Origin of the sequence: Roseibium sp., assembly GCF_965229775.1 — a bacterium.
Lineage (GTDB): Bacteria > Pseudomonadota > Alphaproteobacteria > Rhizobiales > Stappiaceae > Roseibium.
In genome coordinates, this window is sequence record NZ_OZ245929.1 from 5,044,429 (window position 1) to 5,062,998 (window position 18,570).

The 18,570-nt window shown below is 58.0% G+C and carries 15 protein-coding genes and 4 tRNA genes; 3 read left to right on the forward strand and 16 right to left on the reverse strand.

Annotation, left to right across the window (positions count from 1 at the left end; genetic code table 11):
* Positions 1 to 5 precede the first annotated feature (5 nt).
* The 14 genes from ACO07N_RS22730 to tig all read right to left on the reverse strand — a co-directional run bounded on the left by ACO07N_RS22730 (position 6) and on the right by tig (position 13,596).
* Positions 6 to 1,238, reverse strand: coding sequence for an NADH-quinone oxidoreductase subunit E (locus ACO07N_RS22730; RefSeq protein WP_421983205.1), 1,233 nt, complete (start codon positions 1,236 to 1,238; stop codon positions 6 to 8).
* Between the two features lie 81 nt (positions 1,239 to 1,319).
* The gene (locus ACO07N_RS22735; protein WP_306143743.1) at positions 1,320 to 2,504 is read right to left on the reverse strand and encodes an NADH-quinone oxidoreductase subunit D; all 1,185 of its coding nucleotides are present in this window, start codon (positions 2,502 to 2,504) and stop codon (positions 1,320 to 1,322) included.
* A gap of 11 nt (positions 2,505 to 2,515) precedes the next feature.
* Entirely contained in the window at positions 2,516 to 3,121 is a 606-nt protein-coding gene (locus ACO07N_RS22740) for an NADH-quinone oxidoreductase subunit C (RefSeq protein WP_319387673.1), read from the reverse strand.
* 88 nt (positions 3,122 to 3,209) lie between these two features.
* Entirely contained in the window at positions 3,210 to 3,788 is a 579-nt protein-coding gene (locus tag ACO07N_RS22745; RefSeq protein ID WP_299484012.1) for a NuoB/complex I 20 kDa subunit family protein, read from the reverse strand.
* Positions 3,779 to 4,144 carry an NADH-quinone oxidoreductase subunit A gene (locus ACO07N_RS22750; RefSeq protein WP_306143746.1) on the reverse strand — a complete coding sequence of 122 codons (366 nt, stop codon included), beginning with the start codon at positions 4,142 to 4,144 and terminating at the stop codon, positions 3,779 to 3,781. The genes ACO07N_RS22745 and ACO07N_RS22750 overlap by 10 nt, the downstream gene beginning before the upstream one ends.
* A gap of 478 nt (positions 4,145 to 4,622) precedes the next feature.
* Positions 4,623 to 4,699 (reverse strand) — tRNA-Asp (locus tag ACO07N_RS22755).
* A 55-nt stretch (positions 4,700 to 4,754) separates the two neighbouring features.
* Positions 4,755 to 4,831: transfer RNA gene (locus tag ACO07N_RS22760), tRNA-Asp, on the reverse strand.
* Positions 4,832 to 5,290: 459 nt separating this feature from the next.
* Positions 5,291 to 5,366, reverse strand: a tRNA-Val gene (locus ACO07N_RS22765).
* A 494-nt stretch (positions 5,367 to 5,860) separates the two neighbouring features.
* On the reverse strand, positions 5,861 to 6,532 hold the full coding sequence (locus tag ACO07N_RS22770; RefSeq protein WP_421983206.1) for a hypothetical protein: 672 nt from the start codon (positions 6,530 to 6,532) through the stop codon (positions 5,861 to 5,863).
* A gap of 155 nt (positions 6,533 to 6,687) precedes the next feature.
* A complete protein-coding gene (locus tag ACO07N_RS22775; protein WP_306143749.1) occupies positions 6,688 to 6,963 on the reverse strand; it encodes an HU family DNA-binding protein in 276 nt (91 codons plus the stop codon).
* 187 nt (positions 6,964 to 7,150) lie between these two features.
* Positions 7,151 to 9,580 (reverse strand): endopeptidase La, encoded by a 2,430-nt coding sequence (lon, locus tag ACO07N_RS22780; protein ID WP_421983207.1) that lies wholly within the window; start codon positions 9,578 to 9,580, stop codon positions 7,151 to 7,153.
* Positions 9,581 to 9,910: 330 nt separating this feature from the next.
* A complete protein-coding gene (gene clpX / locus ACO07N_RS22785; protein WP_306143751.1) occupies positions 9,911 to 11,176 on the reverse strand; it encodes an ATP-dependent Clp protease ATP-binding subunit ClpX in 1,266 nt (421 codons plus the stop codon).
* Positions 11,177 to 11,411: 235 nt separating this feature from the next.
* Positions 11,412 to 12,047, reverse strand: a complete 636-nt coding sequence (locus ACO07N_RS22790) for an ATP-dependent Clp protease proteolytic subunit (RefSeq protein WP_421983208.1) — start codon at positions 12,045 to 12,047, stop codon at positions 11,412 to 11,414.
* A gap of 199 nt (positions 12,048 to 12,246) precedes the next feature.
* Positions 12,247 to 13,596, reverse strand: a complete 1,350-nt coding sequence (tig, locus tag ACO07N_RS22795) for a trigger factor (RefSeq protein WP_421983209.1) — start codon at positions 13,594 to 13,596, stop codon at positions 12,247 to 12,249.
* Between the two features lie 867 nt (positions 13,597 to 14,463).
* On the opposite strand from tig, the gene ACO07N_RS22800 reads away from it, so the two are divergent.
* Together ACO07N_RS22800 and ACO07N_RS22805 are read left to right on the forward strand one after the other, a co-directional pair.
* Positions 14,464 to 15,462 carry an aldo/keto reductase gene (locus tag ACO07N_RS22800; RefSeq protein ID WP_421983210.1) on the forward strand — a complete coding sequence of 333 codons (999 nt, stop codon included), beginning with the start codon at positions 14,464 to 14,466 and terminating at the stop codon, positions 15,460 to 15,462.
* A gap of 186 nt (positions 15,463 to 15,648) precedes the next feature.
* Positions 15,649 to 16,398 carry a L,D-transpeptidase family protein gene (locus ACO07N_RS22805; RefSeq protein WP_421983211.1) on the forward strand — a complete coding sequence of 250 codons (750 nt, stop codon included), beginning with the start codon at positions 15,649 to 15,651 and terminating at the stop codon, positions 16,396 to 16,398.
* Between the two features lie 104 nt (positions 16,399 to 16,502).
* Here the strand turns inward: ACO07N_RS22805 and ACO07N_RS22810 are convergent.
* Both ACO07N_RS22810 and ACO07N_RS22815 read right to left on the reverse strand, forming a co-directional pair.
* A tRNA-Leu gene (locus ACO07N_RS22810) sits at positions 16,503 to 16,587 on the reverse strand.
* Positions 16,588 to 16,669: 82 nt separating this feature from the next.
* Positions 16,670 to 18,223 (reverse strand): NAD(P)H-hydrate dehydratase, encoded by a 1,554-nt coding sequence (locus ACO07N_RS22815; RefSeq protein ID WP_421983212.1) that lies wholly within the window; start codon positions 18,221 to 18,223, stop codon positions 16,670 to 16,672.
* Between ACO07N_RS22815 and ACO07N_RS22820 the strand changes: the two genes are divergently transcribed.
* The gene (locus ACO07N_RS22820; RefSeq protein ID WP_421983213.1) at positions 18,222 to 18,566 is read left to right on the forward strand and encodes a hypothetical protein; all 345 of its coding nucleotides are present in this window, start codon (positions 18,222 to 18,224) and stop codon (positions 18,564 to 18,566) included. The genes ACO07N_RS22815 and ACO07N_RS22820 overlap by 2 nt on opposite strands.
* Positions 18,567 to 18,570 lie beyond the last annotated feature (4 nt).

Consider the following 18,570-nt stretch of genomic DNA (forward strand, 5'->3'; position numbering starts at 1 on the left):
TCCCCCTAGTCTTCGCTTTTCGAAGAAGCCACGTCACCGGCTTCCACACGCTTGGAAAATTCTGTGTCCTCACCGGCGGCCAGGATCTTGGCTTGCTCGATCCAGCCGTCGCGTTCGATGCGGCCCTTGAACTTCAGACGGCTGTCGACCCACGCGACTTCCGCCGGCCCCCAGTTGGCGACCTGGTCGAAGTGATAAAAGCCAAGCTCATGAAGTGTTGCTTCAAGTTTCGGCCCTACACCCTTCAATTTCTTGAGATCGTCCGGCTTGCCGTCTCGCGCTGCAGTGAGCGTTTCCGGCGCTTTTTCTTCAACGGCTCGGGTCTCGGCGCCAGACGCAGAAGCCTTTGCCTTCTTGGGGGCAGGCTTGCTATCCGCAGCTTTCGGCGCTTCGGGCTCTTTCTTTTCAGCTGCCTTCGGCTTCGGCTCGGTCTTCTTGGCCGGCGCGGGTTCAGCTTTTACCTCTGATTTCGCCGCGAAGGCCGCTCTTACCTTCTCAACCGCATCCTCGGCAGGTGTCGGAACGCCGTCATAGTCGTTACCGCCTGAATTGATCGCGGCACCGGCGAAAAAATGTGATGCTTTTTCTGCGCCGTCGACGACATGCGCGATCGGGAGGGTGCCTTCGGTGGTATCCTCAAGCTCGGTCAGACTGGTCAGGCCGCCCTCGGCCATCGCGAAGCGCCTGCCGTTCTGCGGTCCGGGCGTGACTTCTCTACCGGCGGCAATATCGTCGATCAGGTTCTCGAAGCTTTCCGGCGTCAGGTCCTCATAGGTGTCCTTGAAGATCTGCACCATCGGTGCGTTCACGCACGCACCCAGGCATTCCACCTCCTCCCAGGAAAACAGGCCGTCTTCCGAGATCTCGTGCATGTGCTTGGCAATGCGTGATTTGCAGACCTTGATCAGGTCTTCCGATCCGCGAAGCTGGCAGGGCGTGGTGCCGCAGACCTGGATATGCGCTTTCTTTCCGACCGGCTGCAGCTGGAACATCGTGTAGAAGGTCGCAACTTCCAGAACCCGGATGTTGGGCATGTCGAGGAGGTCGGCAACGTAGCGGATCGCGGGCTCGCTCACCCAGCCGTCATTCTGTTCCTGGGCGCGCCACAAGAGCGGAATGACCGCCGACGCCTGACGGCCGGCCGGATAGCGGTCGATCAGCTTCTTTGCCCACGAAAGGTTCTTTTCCGTGAACTCGAAGCTGTCTGGTTGTTCCGCGGCAAGTCGGCGAACTGCCATGGTGTCATCCCCGTTCTAAAAAACTGACCGCAACCGCAGAAACGGCCGCCGTTGTCACAATCTGTCGGCAAATTGGCCGCATCAGCGGTCCACCTCGCCAAAAACGATGTCCATGGAACCCAGAACGGCCGAAACGTCGGCCAGCATGTGGCCGCGGCACAGGAAATCCATGGCCTGAAGGTGCGCATATCCCGGCGCCTTGATCTTGCACCGGTAAGGCTTGTTGGTGCCGTCGGACACGAGATAGACGCCGAACTCGCCCTTCGGCGCTTCCACGGCGGCATAAACCTCTCCGGCAGGCACATGATAGCCTTCGGTATAGAGCTTGAAGTGGTGAATCAGCGCTTCCATGGAGCGTTTCATTTCACCGCGCTTCGGCGGCACGATCTTGCCGTCGACCGAGGAGACAGGACCTGTCTCGACCGTCAGTTTTTCCAGGCACTGCTTCATGATCCGGATCGACTGGCGCATTTCTTCCATGCGGATCAGGTAGCGGTCATAGCAGTCGCCGTTCTTGCCGATCGGAATATCGAATTCCAGATCCGAGTAGCACTCATAGGGCTGCGACTTGCGCAGGTCCCACGCGGCGCCGGAACCGCGCACCATGACGCCGGAAAAGCCCCAGGCCCAGGCGTCATCCAGATCGACGACGCCGATATCGACGTTGCGCTGCTTGAAAATACGGTTGTCGGTCAGAAGACCTTCGATATCATCGAGCGTCTGCAGAAACGGATCGCAGAAATCCCAGATATCGTCCAGAAGATCACGCGGCAGGTCCTGGTGCACCCCGCCCGGACGCACATAGGCCGCATGCATGCGCGCGCCACAGGCACGCTCGTAAAACACCATCAGTTCTTCGCGCGGCTCGAAGCCCCAGAGCGGCGGCGTGAGCGCGCCGACATCCATGGCCTGGGTCGTGACGTTGAGAAGATGTGACAGGATGCGCCCGATTTCGGAATAGAGAACGCGCACAAGCTGGCCGCGCTTGGGAACCTCGATATCCAGCAGGCGCTCCACCGCCATCGCGAAGGCGTGCTCCTGGTTCATCGGAGCGACATAGTCAAGCCGGTCGAAATAAGGCACCGCCTGAAGATAGGTCTTCTGTTCGATCAGCTTTTCGGTGCCGCGATGCAGAAGTCCGATATGCGGATCGACGCGGGTCACCACTTCGCCGTCAAGCTCCAGAACAAGGCGAAGAACGCCGTGCGCGGCCGGATGCTGCGGACCGAAGTTGATATTGAAATTTCTGACCTGAGCCTCAGCCATCTGGACCAGCCTTAGTTCGTCGTTGCTTTTTCATCACCCGGAAGCACGTAGTCGGTGCCTTCCCAGGGAGAAAGAAAGTCGAATGTGCGCATTTCCTGGTTGAGGCGGACCGGCTCGTAGACGACCCGCTTCTTCTCGTCGTCATACCGGACTTCGACAAAACCCGTGACCGGAAAGTCCTTGCGCAGCGGATGGCCGTCAAACCCGTAGTCGGTCAGGATCCGGCGAAGATCGGGATGCCCCGTGAAGAGAATGCCGTACATGTCATAGGCTTCGCGCTCGAACCACTCGGCCCCGGGGAAAAGCGGCGTCAGCGACGCCACCTGGGAGTTTTCATCCGTTTCCAGCTTGACGCGGATGCGCTGGTTCTGCACGGGCGAGAGGAAATGATAGACGACATCGAACCGCTTTTCGCGCGCGGGATAATCAACGCCGCAAATGTCGGTCAGGTTCACGAACTTGCATGAACTGTTGTCGCGAAGGAACCGCACGACGTCGAGTATGTCCGTGGCGTTCACGGTCAGTGTCAGCTCACCATATTGCAGCTGCCAGGACACCAGCGACTCGCCCAGGCCGAGTTCGATATGCTCAGCGAGTTCCGTTAGCGTCTCGTCCATCGTGTTCAACCTCATTCATCGGGTGTTTTCCGCTGGAGCGTTCAACACCCGCCCACCACAAATCAGCCGCGGACGGCGGCTGAGTTCACTAGCGTTCGATCGTTCCGGTTCGCCGGATCTTCTTCTGCAGCAGCAGGACCCCATAGAGAAGCGCCTCGGCCGTCGGAGGACATCCGGGGACATAGATGTCGACCGGCACGACGCGGTCGCAGCCGCGAACCACGGAATAGGAATAGTGGTAGTAGCCACCGCCATTCGCGCAGGAGCCCATCGAAATCACGTAGCGCGGTTCGGGCATCTGGTCGTAGACCTTGCGCAGAGCCGGCGCCATCTTGTTCGTCAGCGTTCCGGCGACGATCATCACATCGGACTGGCGCGGAGATGCGCGCGGTGCAAAACCGAACCGTTCCGCGTCGTAACGCGGCATCGACATCTGCATCATCTCGACGGCGCAACAGGCCAGCCCGAATGTCATCCACATCAGGGAGCCCGTGCGCGCCCATTGGATGAGATTGTCCGTCGACGTGACAAGAAAGCCCTTGTCCGCAAGTTCGTTGTTCACTTCCAGGAAGAACGCATCGTCTTCACCGACCGGCTTGCCGGTGTTGGGATCGATGATGCCCTTCGACTGCGGCGCGACAAGCGGCTCGGTCGTGGTCAGTCCCATTCCAACGCTCCCTTTTTCCACTCGTAGATGAAGCCGACCGTCAGAACCCCGAGAAACACCATCATCGACCAGAAACCGTACCAGCCGAGTTCACCGAAGACCGTTGACCACGGAAACAGGAAGGCCACCTCGAGATCGAAAATGATGAACAGGATCGCGACGAGATAGAACCGCACGTCGAACTTCATGCGCGCGTCATCAAATGCGTTGAAACCGCACTCATATGCGGAGAGTTTTTCAGGATCCGGGTTCTTGTAAGCCAGAAGGAATGGAGAGATCAGCAGGGCGAGCCCGATAACGAGCGCAATGCCGATGAACACGACGATCGGGACATATTCCCGCAAGAGTTCTTCCATATCTTTCGCGTCCTTGCATCTGGAGTGGATCGGGACTTGATCCGGAGCCAGGGTTCATCCTCTGCCTGAAATGCCGTCAGACCGGAACGGACCCGCCAGTCGATAAAACCAACATGCGAGCGCACGCTTATCTTACGACTTGTTGCAGCGCAAGACCCCGTGTGGTCAAAGTCTTGCCATACTCGAACCAAATTCCCGACGACCCCTGTCCTCACCTGCAGTTTAGCCAATTTGTCCCGGCGGTAAAACTTTGCTCGGGTGGAGCGCAATTATGCCGCACCTGCCTTGATATCCCAGCCAAAACAAGAATCGGATTCAAGCCCAAAACGGCGCGCATTACCAGTCCGCCCGCCGTTTTCCGATCAAAACCGGGTCAGCTGAACAAGACGTGAGCGATCTGTACGCGGCGGAGGGCCGCCAGACGTCTTTCAAAGGCGAAATTCGGGGGGAATTTATGACACTGGAAGGGAACCGTGAGTGGCGCGAGTGACGGGGCTCGAACCCGCGACCTCCGGCGTGACAGGCCGGCACTCTAACCAACTGAGCTACACCCGCACATTCACGGTATCTCGCCACGTCTCCCAACCGATACCCTGTATCCTGAGGAGAGTGGCGCGAGTGACGGGGCTCGAACCCGCGACCTCCGGCGTGACAGGCCGGCACTCTAACCAACTGAGCTACACCCGCTTCGTGCGGCAACAGCGCGTTGCCGTGAAGTGGCGCTGATTTACGGCGGCTGAGGGGCGAAGTCAAGCGCCCACTTGCACGAAACATGTCGTTTTTGCGAAAGCCGACCAAAACCGTGACCGGCAAGTGCCTCGGCGCTCGGCTGAGGTGTGGATAACCCGCTGCTTCGGATAGGCCGAACGCAAATTCCCACGCTCGGTGTGAAACTTGGAACCCCTTGAGAAAAAACAATTTCCTGCTCATGCGCGCACCCGCGCACCGCCAGGATTTATCGCGCACCGCGAAGACGGCGTCCACCTGCAGAAGGCACGGCATATCAACGCCCGCCCCGGACCAGAGGTGAGCATCGCCGTTGTGTGGCAAGAGTGGATCTTGCGCAATCCTGACGCAACTGTACCGCCACCACGTTCGTGTGCCACAATCCAAGCAGTTCAGGCAGCGGAAGATGTAGGGAGGGAATGGTGGGCGATGAGAGACTCGAACTCCCGACATCTTCGGTGTAAACGAAGCGCTCTACCAACTGAGCTAATCGCCCTCAACGAGGTGAGACGCCTTTTAGGTGGTCCCTCCTCTCTTGGCAAGTACAAAATTCAAAGAATTTTTCCTTCGTTTTTCCGCCTGTGGATGACTTGCGAACGACGCTCTGTGAACGCATCCGCGGCCAAGACCAGTCCTGAAAACCATTGGAAATCATGGATGTGAATAAACCATGGGCCGGATCAACAGACTGCACGGTGCCGAAGGTGTCCGCTGGCAGATCGGGGAGCGGGATCGCGCTCTAGGGTACGGACTCATAAATGAGACTGAAATGGCATGGGAAATGGCGAAGTCCCGTTAGGAAGGGTGCGCGGAGCGGGCTTCTTGCCCGGTCAAGCACTCTGACGCCACGGGGTAAAGCCATTTCCATGTCCTTCGGATTTGAACGGATTGCGCCTCCCCGGCGTCGCGAAAGGCTTGAAAATGAACCACATTTCCTGCGCTTCCGCTCCTTGAGGAGAAGCAATCCGCCTCAAACCATTTCAGCCTCATCTATGTGTCCGTACCCTGGCGAAACCGGTAGGCGAATTCCAGCATTTCGGTCAGACCCTGCTGCGGATTGTCCTGAGCGAGACCGTTCTGGGAGAAAAACTGCGCCAGCCTTGCAATGCCAAGGTGATCATTCGGACCTTTCGGCGGTGGCTGCCCCATGAGTTTGGCCGCGATGATCCAGGACATGGTCCGGCGATACCGGTTCCTGTTGGCGGAAAACTCCGGATTGCTGGCCGCACGCTCGAACAATCCGCCCCAGGCCTGGTTCACGGCATCATTGACGGCCTCGATGCGAATGAACCCTGCCTTGTTTGGACTGCGGGCCTTGTTCAGAAGATGATCGATGTTGTAGCCGGCCAGATCGCTGCTGGTTGCCTTGATGCCGTAGACCTGGTTCACGAAACCCAGCCAGGCCTTCTGATAGGACGCATAGCCCGCCCTCACCCAGACACTGGTGTTCTCGTCCGGGTTTCCCGGTTTGCTGACGATCGCGACATTCTTCAGACTGCGCCACCCGGCCCGTTCCGTGGCAACCGCGTCATCGAACTCATTCAGAAACACCAGGCGGCCCAGGCTATCGGGATGCTCGACCTGCACCTGCACCAGCGGGTTGCGCACCCAGGCATCGAACAATGCTCGTTGCCGCCGCCCGATCAATGCCTGCAAGCTCATGGGAATCACCGCTCACTCGTGAGGTCTTCATCTTCAAGACTACACCGAAACGGGTCAGCCGACACGGAACAACGCACACGGCATTCTGGAAAAGCAAAAGCCCCGCCCCCGAAAACCGGGAACGGGGCTTTCAAGACAGTCTTGCGCGTATGAACTTATGCGTTCACGGCGTCTTTCAGGCCTTTGCCGGCCTTGAACTTCGGCGTCTTGGAAGCCGGGATCTGGATCGTTTCGCCAGTCCGCGGATTGCGGCCTTCCGTTGCAGCCCGAGCGGAAACGGTGAAGTTGCCGAAACCGATGATGCGTACTTCGTCGCCGCTTTTCAGCGTTTCCGTTACAGCTTCAAAAGTTGCGTCAACTGCTTCGCCCGCCTGCGCCTTGGTGAGGCCGGTCTTTTCTGCAACAGCTGCGACCAGATCGTTCTTATTCATAGCAGATACCTTTCTAAGAAACGGCAGAGTGCCGACGATTCCTGTCAGCGCCGTTGCGCGAAATTCGGGCGAATTGAGACGAAACGCAAGTGGTTTTTTCGCAGAAAACCGCCATTTCTACCGATTATTCAAAAGAAAAGCCCCGGAATCTCCGGGGCTCCTCGTTTTGTGCGGTGCAAATCGGCTTTTAGTGCGCCAAAACGCCCGACTTGTCCTTGTCCGATTCACTCGCCTTGGCGGCGGCTTCAGCGGCACTTTCATCCCACTCGATCGGCTCCGGAAGACGCACGAGCGCGTTCTTCAGAACTTCTTCCATGCCGGAGACCGGGATGATTTCGAGCGAGTTCTTGACCGAGTCCGGTATGTCGGCAAGGTCCTTCGCGTTGTCTTCCGGGATCATCACCAGCTTGATCCCACCGCGCAGCGCAGCCAGAAGTTTTTCCTTCAGCCCACCGATCGGCAGCACCCTGCCGCGAAGCGTGATCTCACCGGTCATGGCCACATCGCGGCGAACGGGAATCCCGGTCATGGTCGAAATAACGGCCGTAGCCATGGCGATGCCCGCAGACGGCCCGTCCTTCGGCGTCGCTCCTTCCGGAACGTGCACGTGGATGTCTTTCTTGTCGAAATTCGGCGGTTCAATGCCGAAGTCGACAGCGCGCGAGCGGACATAGGACGCCGCCGCAGAGATGGACTCCTTCATGACGTCTTTCAGGTTCCCGGTGACGGTCATCTTGCCCTTGCCGGGCATCATCACCCCTTCAATCGTCAGGAGTTCACCGCCGACTTCCGTCCACGCAAGACCGGTGACGACACCGACCTGGTCTTCCAGCTCCGCTTCACCATAGCGATACCGCGGAACGCCAAGGTAGTCCTCGACCACTTCCGTCGTTACCGTGATGCTGTCCTTGTCGCTCATCAGGATGTCCTTGACCGCCTTACGGGCAAGGGTCGCCATTTCGCGTTCAAGATTACGGACACCTGCTTCGCGGGTGTAGCGGCGCACGACAAACTGCAGCGCGTCGTCTTCAATCGCGAATTCGCCGTCCCGCAGTCCATGATCCTTTTCGGCCTTCGGAATGAGGTGACGGCGGCAGATTTCGACTTTCTCTTCCTCGGTGTACCCGGCGATCCGGATGATCTCCATCCGGTCCATCAGAGGCCCCGGAATGTTGAGCGTGTTCGCCGTCGTCACGAACATCACGTCGGACAGGTCGTACTCGACCTCCAGGTAATGATCCATGAAGGACGAGTTCTGTTCCGGATCGAGAACCTCCAGCAGCGCCGAAGACGGGTCTCCGCGGAAATCCATCCCCATCTTGTCGATCTCGTCGAGCAGGAACAGCGGGTTGGATTTCTTGGCCTTTTTCATCGACTGGATGACCTTGCCGGGCATCGAACCGATATAGGTGCGGCGGTGTCCCCGGATCTCGGCTTCGTCACGGACGCCGCCAAGCGACATGCGCACGAATTCGCGGCCAGTCGCCTTCGCGATGGACTTTCCGAGCGACGTTTTACCGACGCCGGGAGGCCCGACGAGGCAGAGGATAGGCCCGCGAAGCTTGTTGGCACGGCTTTGAACGGCGAGATACTCGACGATCCGCTCCTTGACCTTGTCCAGACCGTAGTGATCGGTGTCCAGAACCTTCTCGGCAAGCGCGAGATCGTGCTTCACCTTGGATTTCTTGTTCCACGGAATGCCGATCAGCCAGTCGAGATAGTTGCGCACAACCGTTGCTTCCGCGGACATCGGGCTCATCTGCTTGAGCTTCTTGATTTCCGCAGCCGCACGCTCGCGCGCTTCCTTGGTCAGCTTGGTCTTCTTGATCTTTTCTTCAAGCTCGGCGACCTCGTCGCGGCCGTCCTCGCTGTCGCCGAGTTCCTTCTGAATGGCCTTCATCTGCTCATTCAGGTAGTACTCGCGCTGGGTCTTCTCCATCTGGCGCTTGACGCGCGAACGGATCCGTTTTTCGACCTGGAGAACGGAGATCTCGCTCTCCATCATGCCGAGAACACGCTCAAGACGCTCGGCAACCGACACCACGCCGAGAATTTCCTGCTTCTCGGGAATCTTGATCGCAAGGTGCGAGGCGATCGTGTCAGCGAGTTTCGAGTAGTCGTCGATCTGGTTGACCGCGCCCAGAACCTCGGGCGAAACCTTCTTGTTCAGCTTCACGTAATTCTCGAATTCCGAGACCACTGAGCGTGCGAGAGCTTCAACCTCGATGTTCTCGCCATCGCGTTCGGGCAGCACCGTCGCCGACGCCTCGAAATAGTCCGTGCGGTCGGTGTACTCACCGATCTGCGCGCGTGCGCCGCCTTCGACAAGCACCTTCACGGTGTTGTCGGGCAATTTCAGGAGCTGCAGCACGGTGGCGAGCGTACCGACGTCGTAGATCTGGTCCGAATTCGGATCATCATCAGCCGCATTTTTCTGGGTCGCCAGAAGAATGTGCTTGTCGGTCGTCATAACCTCTTCGAGCGCCTTGATCGATTTTTCACGACCAACGAAGAGCGGAACGATCATGTGCGGGAACACGACAATGTCGCGCAGTGGCAGAACGGGATAGACAGCAGTGCTGTCTGCGTCGGTGGCGCGGATTTCTGCGTCGCTCATTTTTTTTCCTTTCTCAGCGTGTCCCGGCCCCATTCAAGAAAGCAACCGAAACACTGAAAAACGGCTTTCGGAGAAGTTTCCGACTGGCCGAACCGCAGCACCCCTAGCGAGCGTCCTGCAATTCGCACGAGCCGTCGTCAGTCCTATTAGGTGGACACCAGCACTCCTGGTGTCAAGGCAGGTTTTGTTCGCAAATTGGTCTAGTCTGTTGACGACTCACACATCCGGTGGAAAACGCTGCGGTTGTGCGGAAACAATGGACAAAAAACAAAATGCCGCCCTGTGCGAGCGGCATTTCGTGATTGTTTGACGGAAAGACAAGCCCCTTCGTCAGGCACTCGTTGCCGACGTTTCTTCGCGATCCTCGTAGATATAGAGCGGTCGTGCCTCGCCTTTGACGACTTCAGGCGAAATCACCACTTCCTTGACACCCTTGAGACCAGGCAGCTCGTACATCGTGTCCAGCAGGATGGATTCAAGGATGGACCGCAACCCGCGCGCTCCCGTCTTGCGCTCGATCGCCTTGCGCGCGATCGCCTTCAGCGCTTCATCGTGGAACGCAAGTTCGACCTGTTCCATCTCGAACAGCCGCTGATACTGCTTCACGAGCGCATTCTTCGGCTCGGTCAGGATCGTCACCAGGGCATCTTCGTCGAGATCCTCAAGCGTTGCGATCACCGGAAGGCGGCCGACGAATTCCGGAATGAGACCGAACTTCAACAAGTCTTCCGGCTCCAGCTCCGCAAACAGTTCGCCGATGCGCCGGTCTTCCGGTGCTTCGACCCGCGCCTGGAAGCCGATGGATGTCTGCGTTCCGCGATCGGAAATGATCTTGTCGAGACCCGCAAAGGCACCACCGCAGATGAACAGGATGTTCGTCGTGTCCACCTGCAGGAACTCCTGCTGCGGATGCTTTCTGCCGCCCTGCGGCGGAACCGAGGCAACCGTCCCTTCCATGATCTTCAGGAGGGCCTGCTGCACGCCTTCACCGGAGACATCGCGCGTGATCGACGGATTGTCGGCCTTGCGGCTGATCTTGTCGACTTCGTCGATGTACACGATGCCACGCTGCGCGCGCTCGACATTGTAGTCGGCTGACTGGAGCAGCTTCAGGATGATGTTCTCGACATCTTCGCCGACATAGCCGGCTTCCGTCAGCGTGGTCGCGTCGGCCATCGTAAAGGGCACATCCAGGATGCGTGCAAGTGTCTGCGCCAGAAGCGTCTTGCCGCAGCCGGTCGGACCGACGAGCAGGATGTTGGACTTTGCCAGTTCAACATCATTGTTCTTCGACGCGTGGTTCAGACGTTTGTAGTGGTTGTGAACGGCGACCGACAGGACCTTTTTCGCACTGCCCTGTCCGATGACGTAATCATCCAGAACATCGCGTATTTCCTGAGGGGTCGGGATACCGTCCCGTGACTTCACCAGCGAGGACTTGTTCTCCTCGCGGATGATATCCATGCACAGCTCGACACATTCATCGCAAATGAAAACAGTCGGGCCGGCGATCAGCTTGCGAACCTCGTGCTGGCTTTTGCCGCAGAAGGAGCAGTAGAGCGTATTCTTGGAATCGCTGCCGCTGGCCTTTGTCATGTAGTCAACCTCGCGTTTGTGGGGCTTGTCCCCTTATCGTTCCCGTCACGGCCAAATTGTGGCGGAACCGTTCTGAAGCCGCCCAGGGGGCGATGCTTCGCAATATTAAGTCATCATGCTTCACCAATAAAAATCAATATGGGTTTAAGGTGAAGATGAAAACCCGGCATTAATCTGCCGAAGTGCGATCTTTCGGAAGGATTCTGCATCCTTCCTTAAGATCGTTTTAGCGACGTCAGCTTTCCGCTTCCCCGCCGAGGGTGGTGCGATCGCTGATCACATTGTCTACGATACCGAATTCCTTGGCCTTTTCGGCGGTCATGAAGTTGTCGCGCTCGAGCGCTTCTTCAACCTGATCAAGGCTCTGTCCGGTATGCTTCACATAGATTTCATTCAGCCGGCGCTTCATTGCCAGGATTTCCTGTGCATGAAGCATGATGTCGGCCGCCTGTCCTCTGAACCCGCCGGAAGGCTGATGCACCATCACGCGCGCGTTGGGCAGGATGAATCGCATGTCCTTCTGGCCGGCAGCCAAAAGAAGCGATCCCATCGAGGCAGCCTGTCCGATGCACAGCGTCGAAACCGCCGGACGGATGAACTGCATCGTGTCGTAGATCGCAAGACCGGAGGTGACCAGCCCCCCCGGTGAATTGATATAGATTGCGATTTCTTTGCTCGGGTTATCGGCTTCCAGATAGAGAAGCTGCGCGCTGACGAGGGTTGCCATGTGATCCTCGACCGGGCCGGTGAGGAAAATGATGCGCTCCTTCAGCAGGCGCGAAAAGATATCGAAGGCCCTCTCGCCGCGATTCGTCTGCTCGACGACCATCGGCACGAGAGTGTTCATGTAGATATCGACAGGATCCTTCATACCTCATCCATATGCTTGAGATGATGTCCGGTGACACCGGACTGGACACAGGCCCTTGAAGCGCATCGATCAGGGGCCCGACTCGAAAAAAGCGACATCCCGTATATATGGGATGTCGCCCTTAACGCAAATTCATGGCAGATGCGACATGAAGGCAAGGTTAAGGCCTTGGCCGCATCTGGGGATATCAGGCCTGAACTCAGGCGTCGTCTTCGTCTTCCGCGACCAGCTTTTCAAGCTCTTCCTTGGTGACCGTCTTGTCCGTGACCTTGGCAAGTTCAAGCATGAAATCGACGACTTTTTCCTCGTAGATCGGTGCGCGCAGCGAAGCCAGGGCCTGCTGGTTGTTCTTGTAGTATTCGAACACCTGCTGTTCCTGGCCCGGGAACTGGCGAACGCGGTCATAGAGCGCGCGCTGCAATTCCTCGTCGGTGACCTGGATGTCGTTCTTTTCGCCGATTTCGGAAAGAACCAGTCCGAGACGCACACGCCGTTCGGCGATCTTGCGGTATTCCGCCTTCGCCTCTTCCTCGGTCGTGTCTTCGTCCTCGAAGGTCTTCTCGTTCCGCTTCATGTCGTCTTCGACCTGACGCCAGACGATCTCGAATTCCGAATCCAGCAGTTTTTCCGGAAGTTCGAAGGAATAGTGCTCGTCGAGCTTGTCGAGCAGCTGGCGCTTGACGCGCTGGCGGGTCATCTGGCCGAACTGGCTCTCGATCTGGCCGCGCACGATTTCCTTCAGCTTTTCGAGCGACTCAAGGCCGAGACCGGTTGCGAACTCATCGTCGATCTTGACGTCGCCAGGCGCCGCCACTTCCTTGACCTCGACATCGAATGTCGCTGCCTTGCCGGCGAGATGCGCGGCCGGATAGTCCTCGGGGAAGCTCACTTCAACAACTTTGGTGTCACCTGCCTTGAGACCGACAAGCTGCTCTTCGAAGCCGGGAATGAACTGGCCCGAACCGAGAACAAGCTGACCGTTTTCATCCGCACCGCCTTCGAAAGGCTCGCCGTCGATCTTGCCCAGGTAGGACATGGTGACCCGGTCGCCGTCTTCCGCCGCGCCGTCCTTGGTGTCGAACGGCGTGTTGTTCTTGGCGATGTCGGCAACCTGCGTGTCGACTTCCTCGTCGGCGATCTCGACAACCGGACGCTCGATCTCGAAACCGGCGAAGTCGACGATTTCGAATACCGGCAGCACGTCATAGCTCATCTTGAACGACAGGTCCGCATCGCCGGCCATGATCTTCTCGGCTTCTTCTTCCGGAAGATCGATTTCAGGCGTCAAAGCCGGGCGCTCGGAGCGCTCTTCAACAGCTTTCTGCGTCGTTTCCTGGATCGTGTTCGACAGGATTTCCGCCATGGCCTGACGACCATACATCTTCTTCAGGTGCGCGACCGGCACTTTGCCCGGACGGAACCCTTTGATGTTGGCCTTGGACTTCAGGTCCGCCATGTAGTCTTCGAGCTTGGTGGCAAGATCACCAGCCGGAATGTCGATTTTGAGCTCTCGCTTGAGGCCCTCGGAGAGGGTTTCGGTTACCTGCATGGGTTTTTTCGTCCTCGATCCCGAGCGGCAATTCGCTCCGGAGGTTTTGTTTTAAATCCCGTGTGCCGCGCCGCCTGCGCCTTCCTTTTTCCGAAAGCGTTCAAATAGCAGCGCCTCACCCCGAAGCGGACTCCGGGGCGCACGATGGGAGCGCGATAAAGCGTGGGGCTGAAAGTGTCAAGTGCAGACGCCCGAAATTGCCGACGATTCCGGCCCTGCCCGCGAGCCAGGACACCGCGTTTCTGCGCGCGGCCGCGTTGGTAAGTTTCACACCCCATCTACACCAAACAAGGGTTTGACGCGCCCTGTCTATCGCTTAGGGTCAGGACTCACTAATTTGGTTGAATTGGCGCAGCAAACGGCGATGAGCTGCAAGGAAAAAGCGCGACAAGCGGGCTTCCTGCCCGGTTGAGCGGTTTGACGAAGCAGATCGAAGCCGTTTTTGCGTCGCTGAGCGATAGGGTGAATTTGCCCGGCAACGTCGTTGCAAACCTTTGGAAACCGGACGGTTTCCTGCAGCTTTGCGCCTCGTATCCGAACAAATTCATCGCTACCAATTCATCCAAATTAATGGGTCCTGACCCTAGTCACCTGAATCTGAAGTTCGTCTCATTGTGCAGCGGGCTTCGAACGAACTTCAGGTTCAAGAAGGTGACTAGCAAGTCTATGTTTCTAGTGCGGTTTACGAATTTCAAGTTCGCTTCGGAGACTGCTGCAGCAATGATGCGAACTTCAAATTCACCGCACTAGAACATTCAGGAGACCCATTGCACGCTCCTTCAAAAGGGTGCAGACGCGCAATCGACGAGGCTCGGCAGCTTGCCGACCCTCGATACCATCTGGTTATTCAGAAGCTTAGAGGTTGAAATGGAACGACGCAGACTGGGTGCAAACGGGCCGGAAATCAGCGCGATCGGGTATGGTGCGATGTCCTTCTCCGACATGTACGGTGCCACGAACGAAGCGGCAAGCCACGCGGTCCTCGACGCCTGCCGCGATCTCGGCGTGACCCATCTGGACACCGCCAACATTTATGGCATGGGCAAATCGGAGAACGCCATCGGGACTTACCTGAAGGCCAATCCGGGCGCCCGGCACGAATTCATCATCGCCACCAAGGCAACGATCACCAAGGACGCAGACGGCAACCGGGCCTTTGACAACTCGGCGGAGCACCTCGAAGCGGAACTTGATAAATCCCTTCAGCGGCTGGGTGTGGACTGCGTGGACCTGTTTTACGCGCATCGCCGTGACACCCGCTTCACACCTGAGGAAACGGCGGCCAATCTCGGCCGGCTGGTCGAAAAGGGCAAGACACGGGCGATCGGGCTGTCGGAGGTGTCCCCGTCCACGCTTCGTCGCGCCATGACGGCACATCCCGTGGCCGCTGTTCAGTCGGAATATTCACTGTCGACGCGCGCTCCAGAACTCGGACTGGTTCAGGCCTGCGCGGAACTCGGTGTCGCCATGGTTGCCTTCTCGCCGGTCGGGCGGTCTTTGCTGACCGACAACCCGATCCCCGCGGACCGGATCCGGGACATCCCCTTTCTTGCCGGCAACCCGCGCTTCATGGAGCCCAACCTGTCTGAAAACCTGCGCATCATGCAGGGGTTCCGCGAACTGGCGGCCCGGATGGGAACAACGGCGGCGGGTCTGGCCAACGCCTGGCTCCTGGCACGCGGTCCCCATGTCATCCCGATCCCCGGTACCCGCTCGGTCGCACATCTGCGCGAATGCATCTCCGGAGCGGACCTGACCCTTACTGAAGCAGATCTGGAAAAGATCGAAACCGCCCTTCCCGTCGGCTGGGCCCATGGTGACCGGTATTCGGAGCAGCAGTGGATCGGGCCGGAACGTTTTTGTTAATCGCGTGAACGCAACGAGATGTCTTAAGCCTCTATGCCTACGGTGAAAATGGCATCAAGAGCACCATTTTGAACGGTTTGGGGCTTCGCGTTGGAGTAGTAGCCGCAGTGGGATCATAAAACCGTCTCTTTTCTCTCTCATTTCATTGCGAAACTCGCCTAGGTTGCAATGAGCGGAGGGAGGAATATGAGAGTTGGTAGAAAACCAATTGCCGTCGGTTTGGTTTCAGCTCTGGTAGTTGCAACTTTGCTGTATATCCAAGCAGGATCTATCCTCAGCAGATTCGGGCTTCCCGGTTCCGCCAATCTGACGGAAGTCGAAACGCGTCTGACACCAGCTCTTGCTGCAGAACTCTCAGAAAAGGGGCTTCAACTCGGCGCAGCGGTCTTCATGCGAGTATTCAAGGAACAAAGGGAGCTTGAAGTTTGGGTCAAAGCCGGAGCCCACTTCAAGCACTTCAAAACATATGAGATTTGTACCTATTCCGGTGACCTGGGTCCGAAACTGAAGGAAGGAGACCGGCAAAGTCCAGAGGGATTTTATCGGGTAACTCCCGCGCAAATGAACCCCAACAGCAACTACCACCTTTCCTTCAACATCGGTTTCCCGAACGCATTTGACCGATCACACCAGCGAACCGGTAGTTTCCTGATGGTACACGGCCACTGCGTTTCAATTGGCTGTTATGCAATGACCAATTCCGGCATCGAAGAGATCTATTTGCTCGCGAATGAGACATTCAAAGAAGGTAAGAACCACTTCGACATCCACATTTTCCCGTTTCGAATGACCGAAGCAAACTTGAAGCGCTACAGCCGATCCCCATGGTACGCTTTTTGGAATGATCTGAAACTCGGCCATGACGCATTCGAACACGCATTCGTCCCACCGAACATTGTTGTCAGGGATGGCAGATATCGGATCGAGGCCGAATGATACCGAACAGGGTAGTACTGACATTCAAAACTCAAACCGAAGTCCTTAAGCCGATTGAACACGGTTGAAATGCCAAAGATCTCAAACTCAAAAAAGGTCGATTTTGGTGCGGATGGAGGGACTTGAACCCCCACGCCTTGCGGCACCAGAACCTAAATCTGGCGTGTCTGCCAATTTCACCACATCCGCATCGCAACAGGCCGGAGGCGCTGCGCTCAAGGCGGGGCTTCTATAGCACCGCAGGTTTTTCCGTCAAAGGAAAAAGATGTCTTCACGAGGCCATGTCGCGGCGCTTGTCCACAAGCGCCGCGATGGCGGGACGCAGTGCGGGTCCGAGATCTTCCGCGATGAGTCCCGCCCCCGCTCGCGATCCTGCTTCCCCGTGCAGCCAGACCGCCTGGCAGCCGGCTTCAAACGCCGGAACGCCCTGTGCGAGCAGGCCCGTTACAATACCGGCGAGAACGTCGCCGGACCCCGCCGTTGCCAGCCAGGGCGGCGCGTTTGAATTGATCGCTGCGCGGCCGTCCGGCGATGCGATCACGGTATCCGGCCCTTTCAGGACGATGATGGCGTCCGACGTGCGTGCGGCTTGCCGCGCCCGCTGAAGCCTGTCTCCCGTAATGTCCGGAAACAGGCGCGAAAACTCGCCTTCGTGCGGTGTCAGAACAACCGGAACCCGGGCCTTGCTTGTCTGATTGAACAGGGGGCCCGGATCTTCGGCAAAGCTGGTCAGCGCGTCGGCATCCAGCACAAGGGCACGTCCGGCATTCAAAAGCTCCGCGACAACGTCCCGCGTGTGCGCACCGACACCGAAACCCGGTCCGACGAGGAGAGCGTTCAGTCGCGCGTCGGCCAGAAAGTCCCTGATCGCATCGCCGTCACCGACCTTTTTCAGCATCACGGCCGTCAGGTGGCAGGCGTTGACCATCATCGCATCGGGCGGCGATGCCAGTGTCACCAGGCCCGCCCCGGCCCTGAGCGCGGCACCGGCCGACAATCGCGCCGCGCCGGTCGCGGATATCGGCCCGCTGAAAACCACGGCGTGCCCCCTGGAATACTTGTGCCCGCCCGCGGAAGGCATGGGCCAGGCGTCCAGCCAGAGGCCGGGACCGTTTTCGAACGTCTTCGGACCGATGTCTTTCAGTGTCTCCGGATCGATGCCGATATCGGCAACGTTCATAGACCCGCACAAGGACCTGCCGGGAAAGAGCAGATGCCCTGGCTTCTTCCGGAAAAACGTGACGGTCGCACGCGACTTGATCGCATCGCCGAGGACTTCGCCCGTGGCACCGCTCAAGCCGGAGGGAAGATCAACGGCAACCACGGGCACGCCGGACTGATTGATCCTGCCGACAAGATCGAGAACGGGTCCGGCAAGCGGTCGGTCCAGACCAGCCCCGAACAAAGCATCGATGACCAGATCTGCAGAACGGAGGTCTTCCAGGAAGCCATCAGAAATGCGATCCCCTGATGAGAGGTACGAAATCGAGCCGCGCATGTCTGAATGCATACGCTTGAATGCCTCAAGCGCATCTCCCTTGAGCGTCTCCGGCGGCTTCAGCAGATAAAGACTGACGGAATAGCCCGACATGTCCAGGCAACGCGCTGCGATGAAACCGTCGCCGCCGTTATTGCCCGGCCCGCAGAGCACCAGCACCCTGGCCCCTGCAGACACCTGATCCGACGCCGTCCTGGCAACGGCCTGCCCTGCCCGCTCCATCAGAACGATCCCGGGCACACCCCCCTCAATCGTCCGTCTGTCGGCACGGCCCATCTCGTCGGGCGTGAGCAGAACGGCAGTCGATTTTCCACATTCTGATGTCATGACAAACACACTCTCAACGCCGGAAGCGGCCAGACGGCCAGCACGTCTTTTTATGGAATTTCATCCGAGCAATGACAAGCGGGCCACCAGTTTGCACATTTATTCATCACATCGCCCATCTTTTAACCACCTTCTTGCCGGCGCACATGGGTATCCACGCTTTTGGCAAGCCGAATTGCCACTTTTCTTGGCTGTTTTCCCGGACTTCCAAATTGACGCGAAAAACGCAACCCGGTTGGCACGCATCGTGCTTAGGGACAGCATCGGTTTTCGCCGGTGCACGGGAGCGCTCGCCTTCAAGTCATCGGCCAAAAATGAGCCTGCCGACATGTCCGGCATGTAATTTG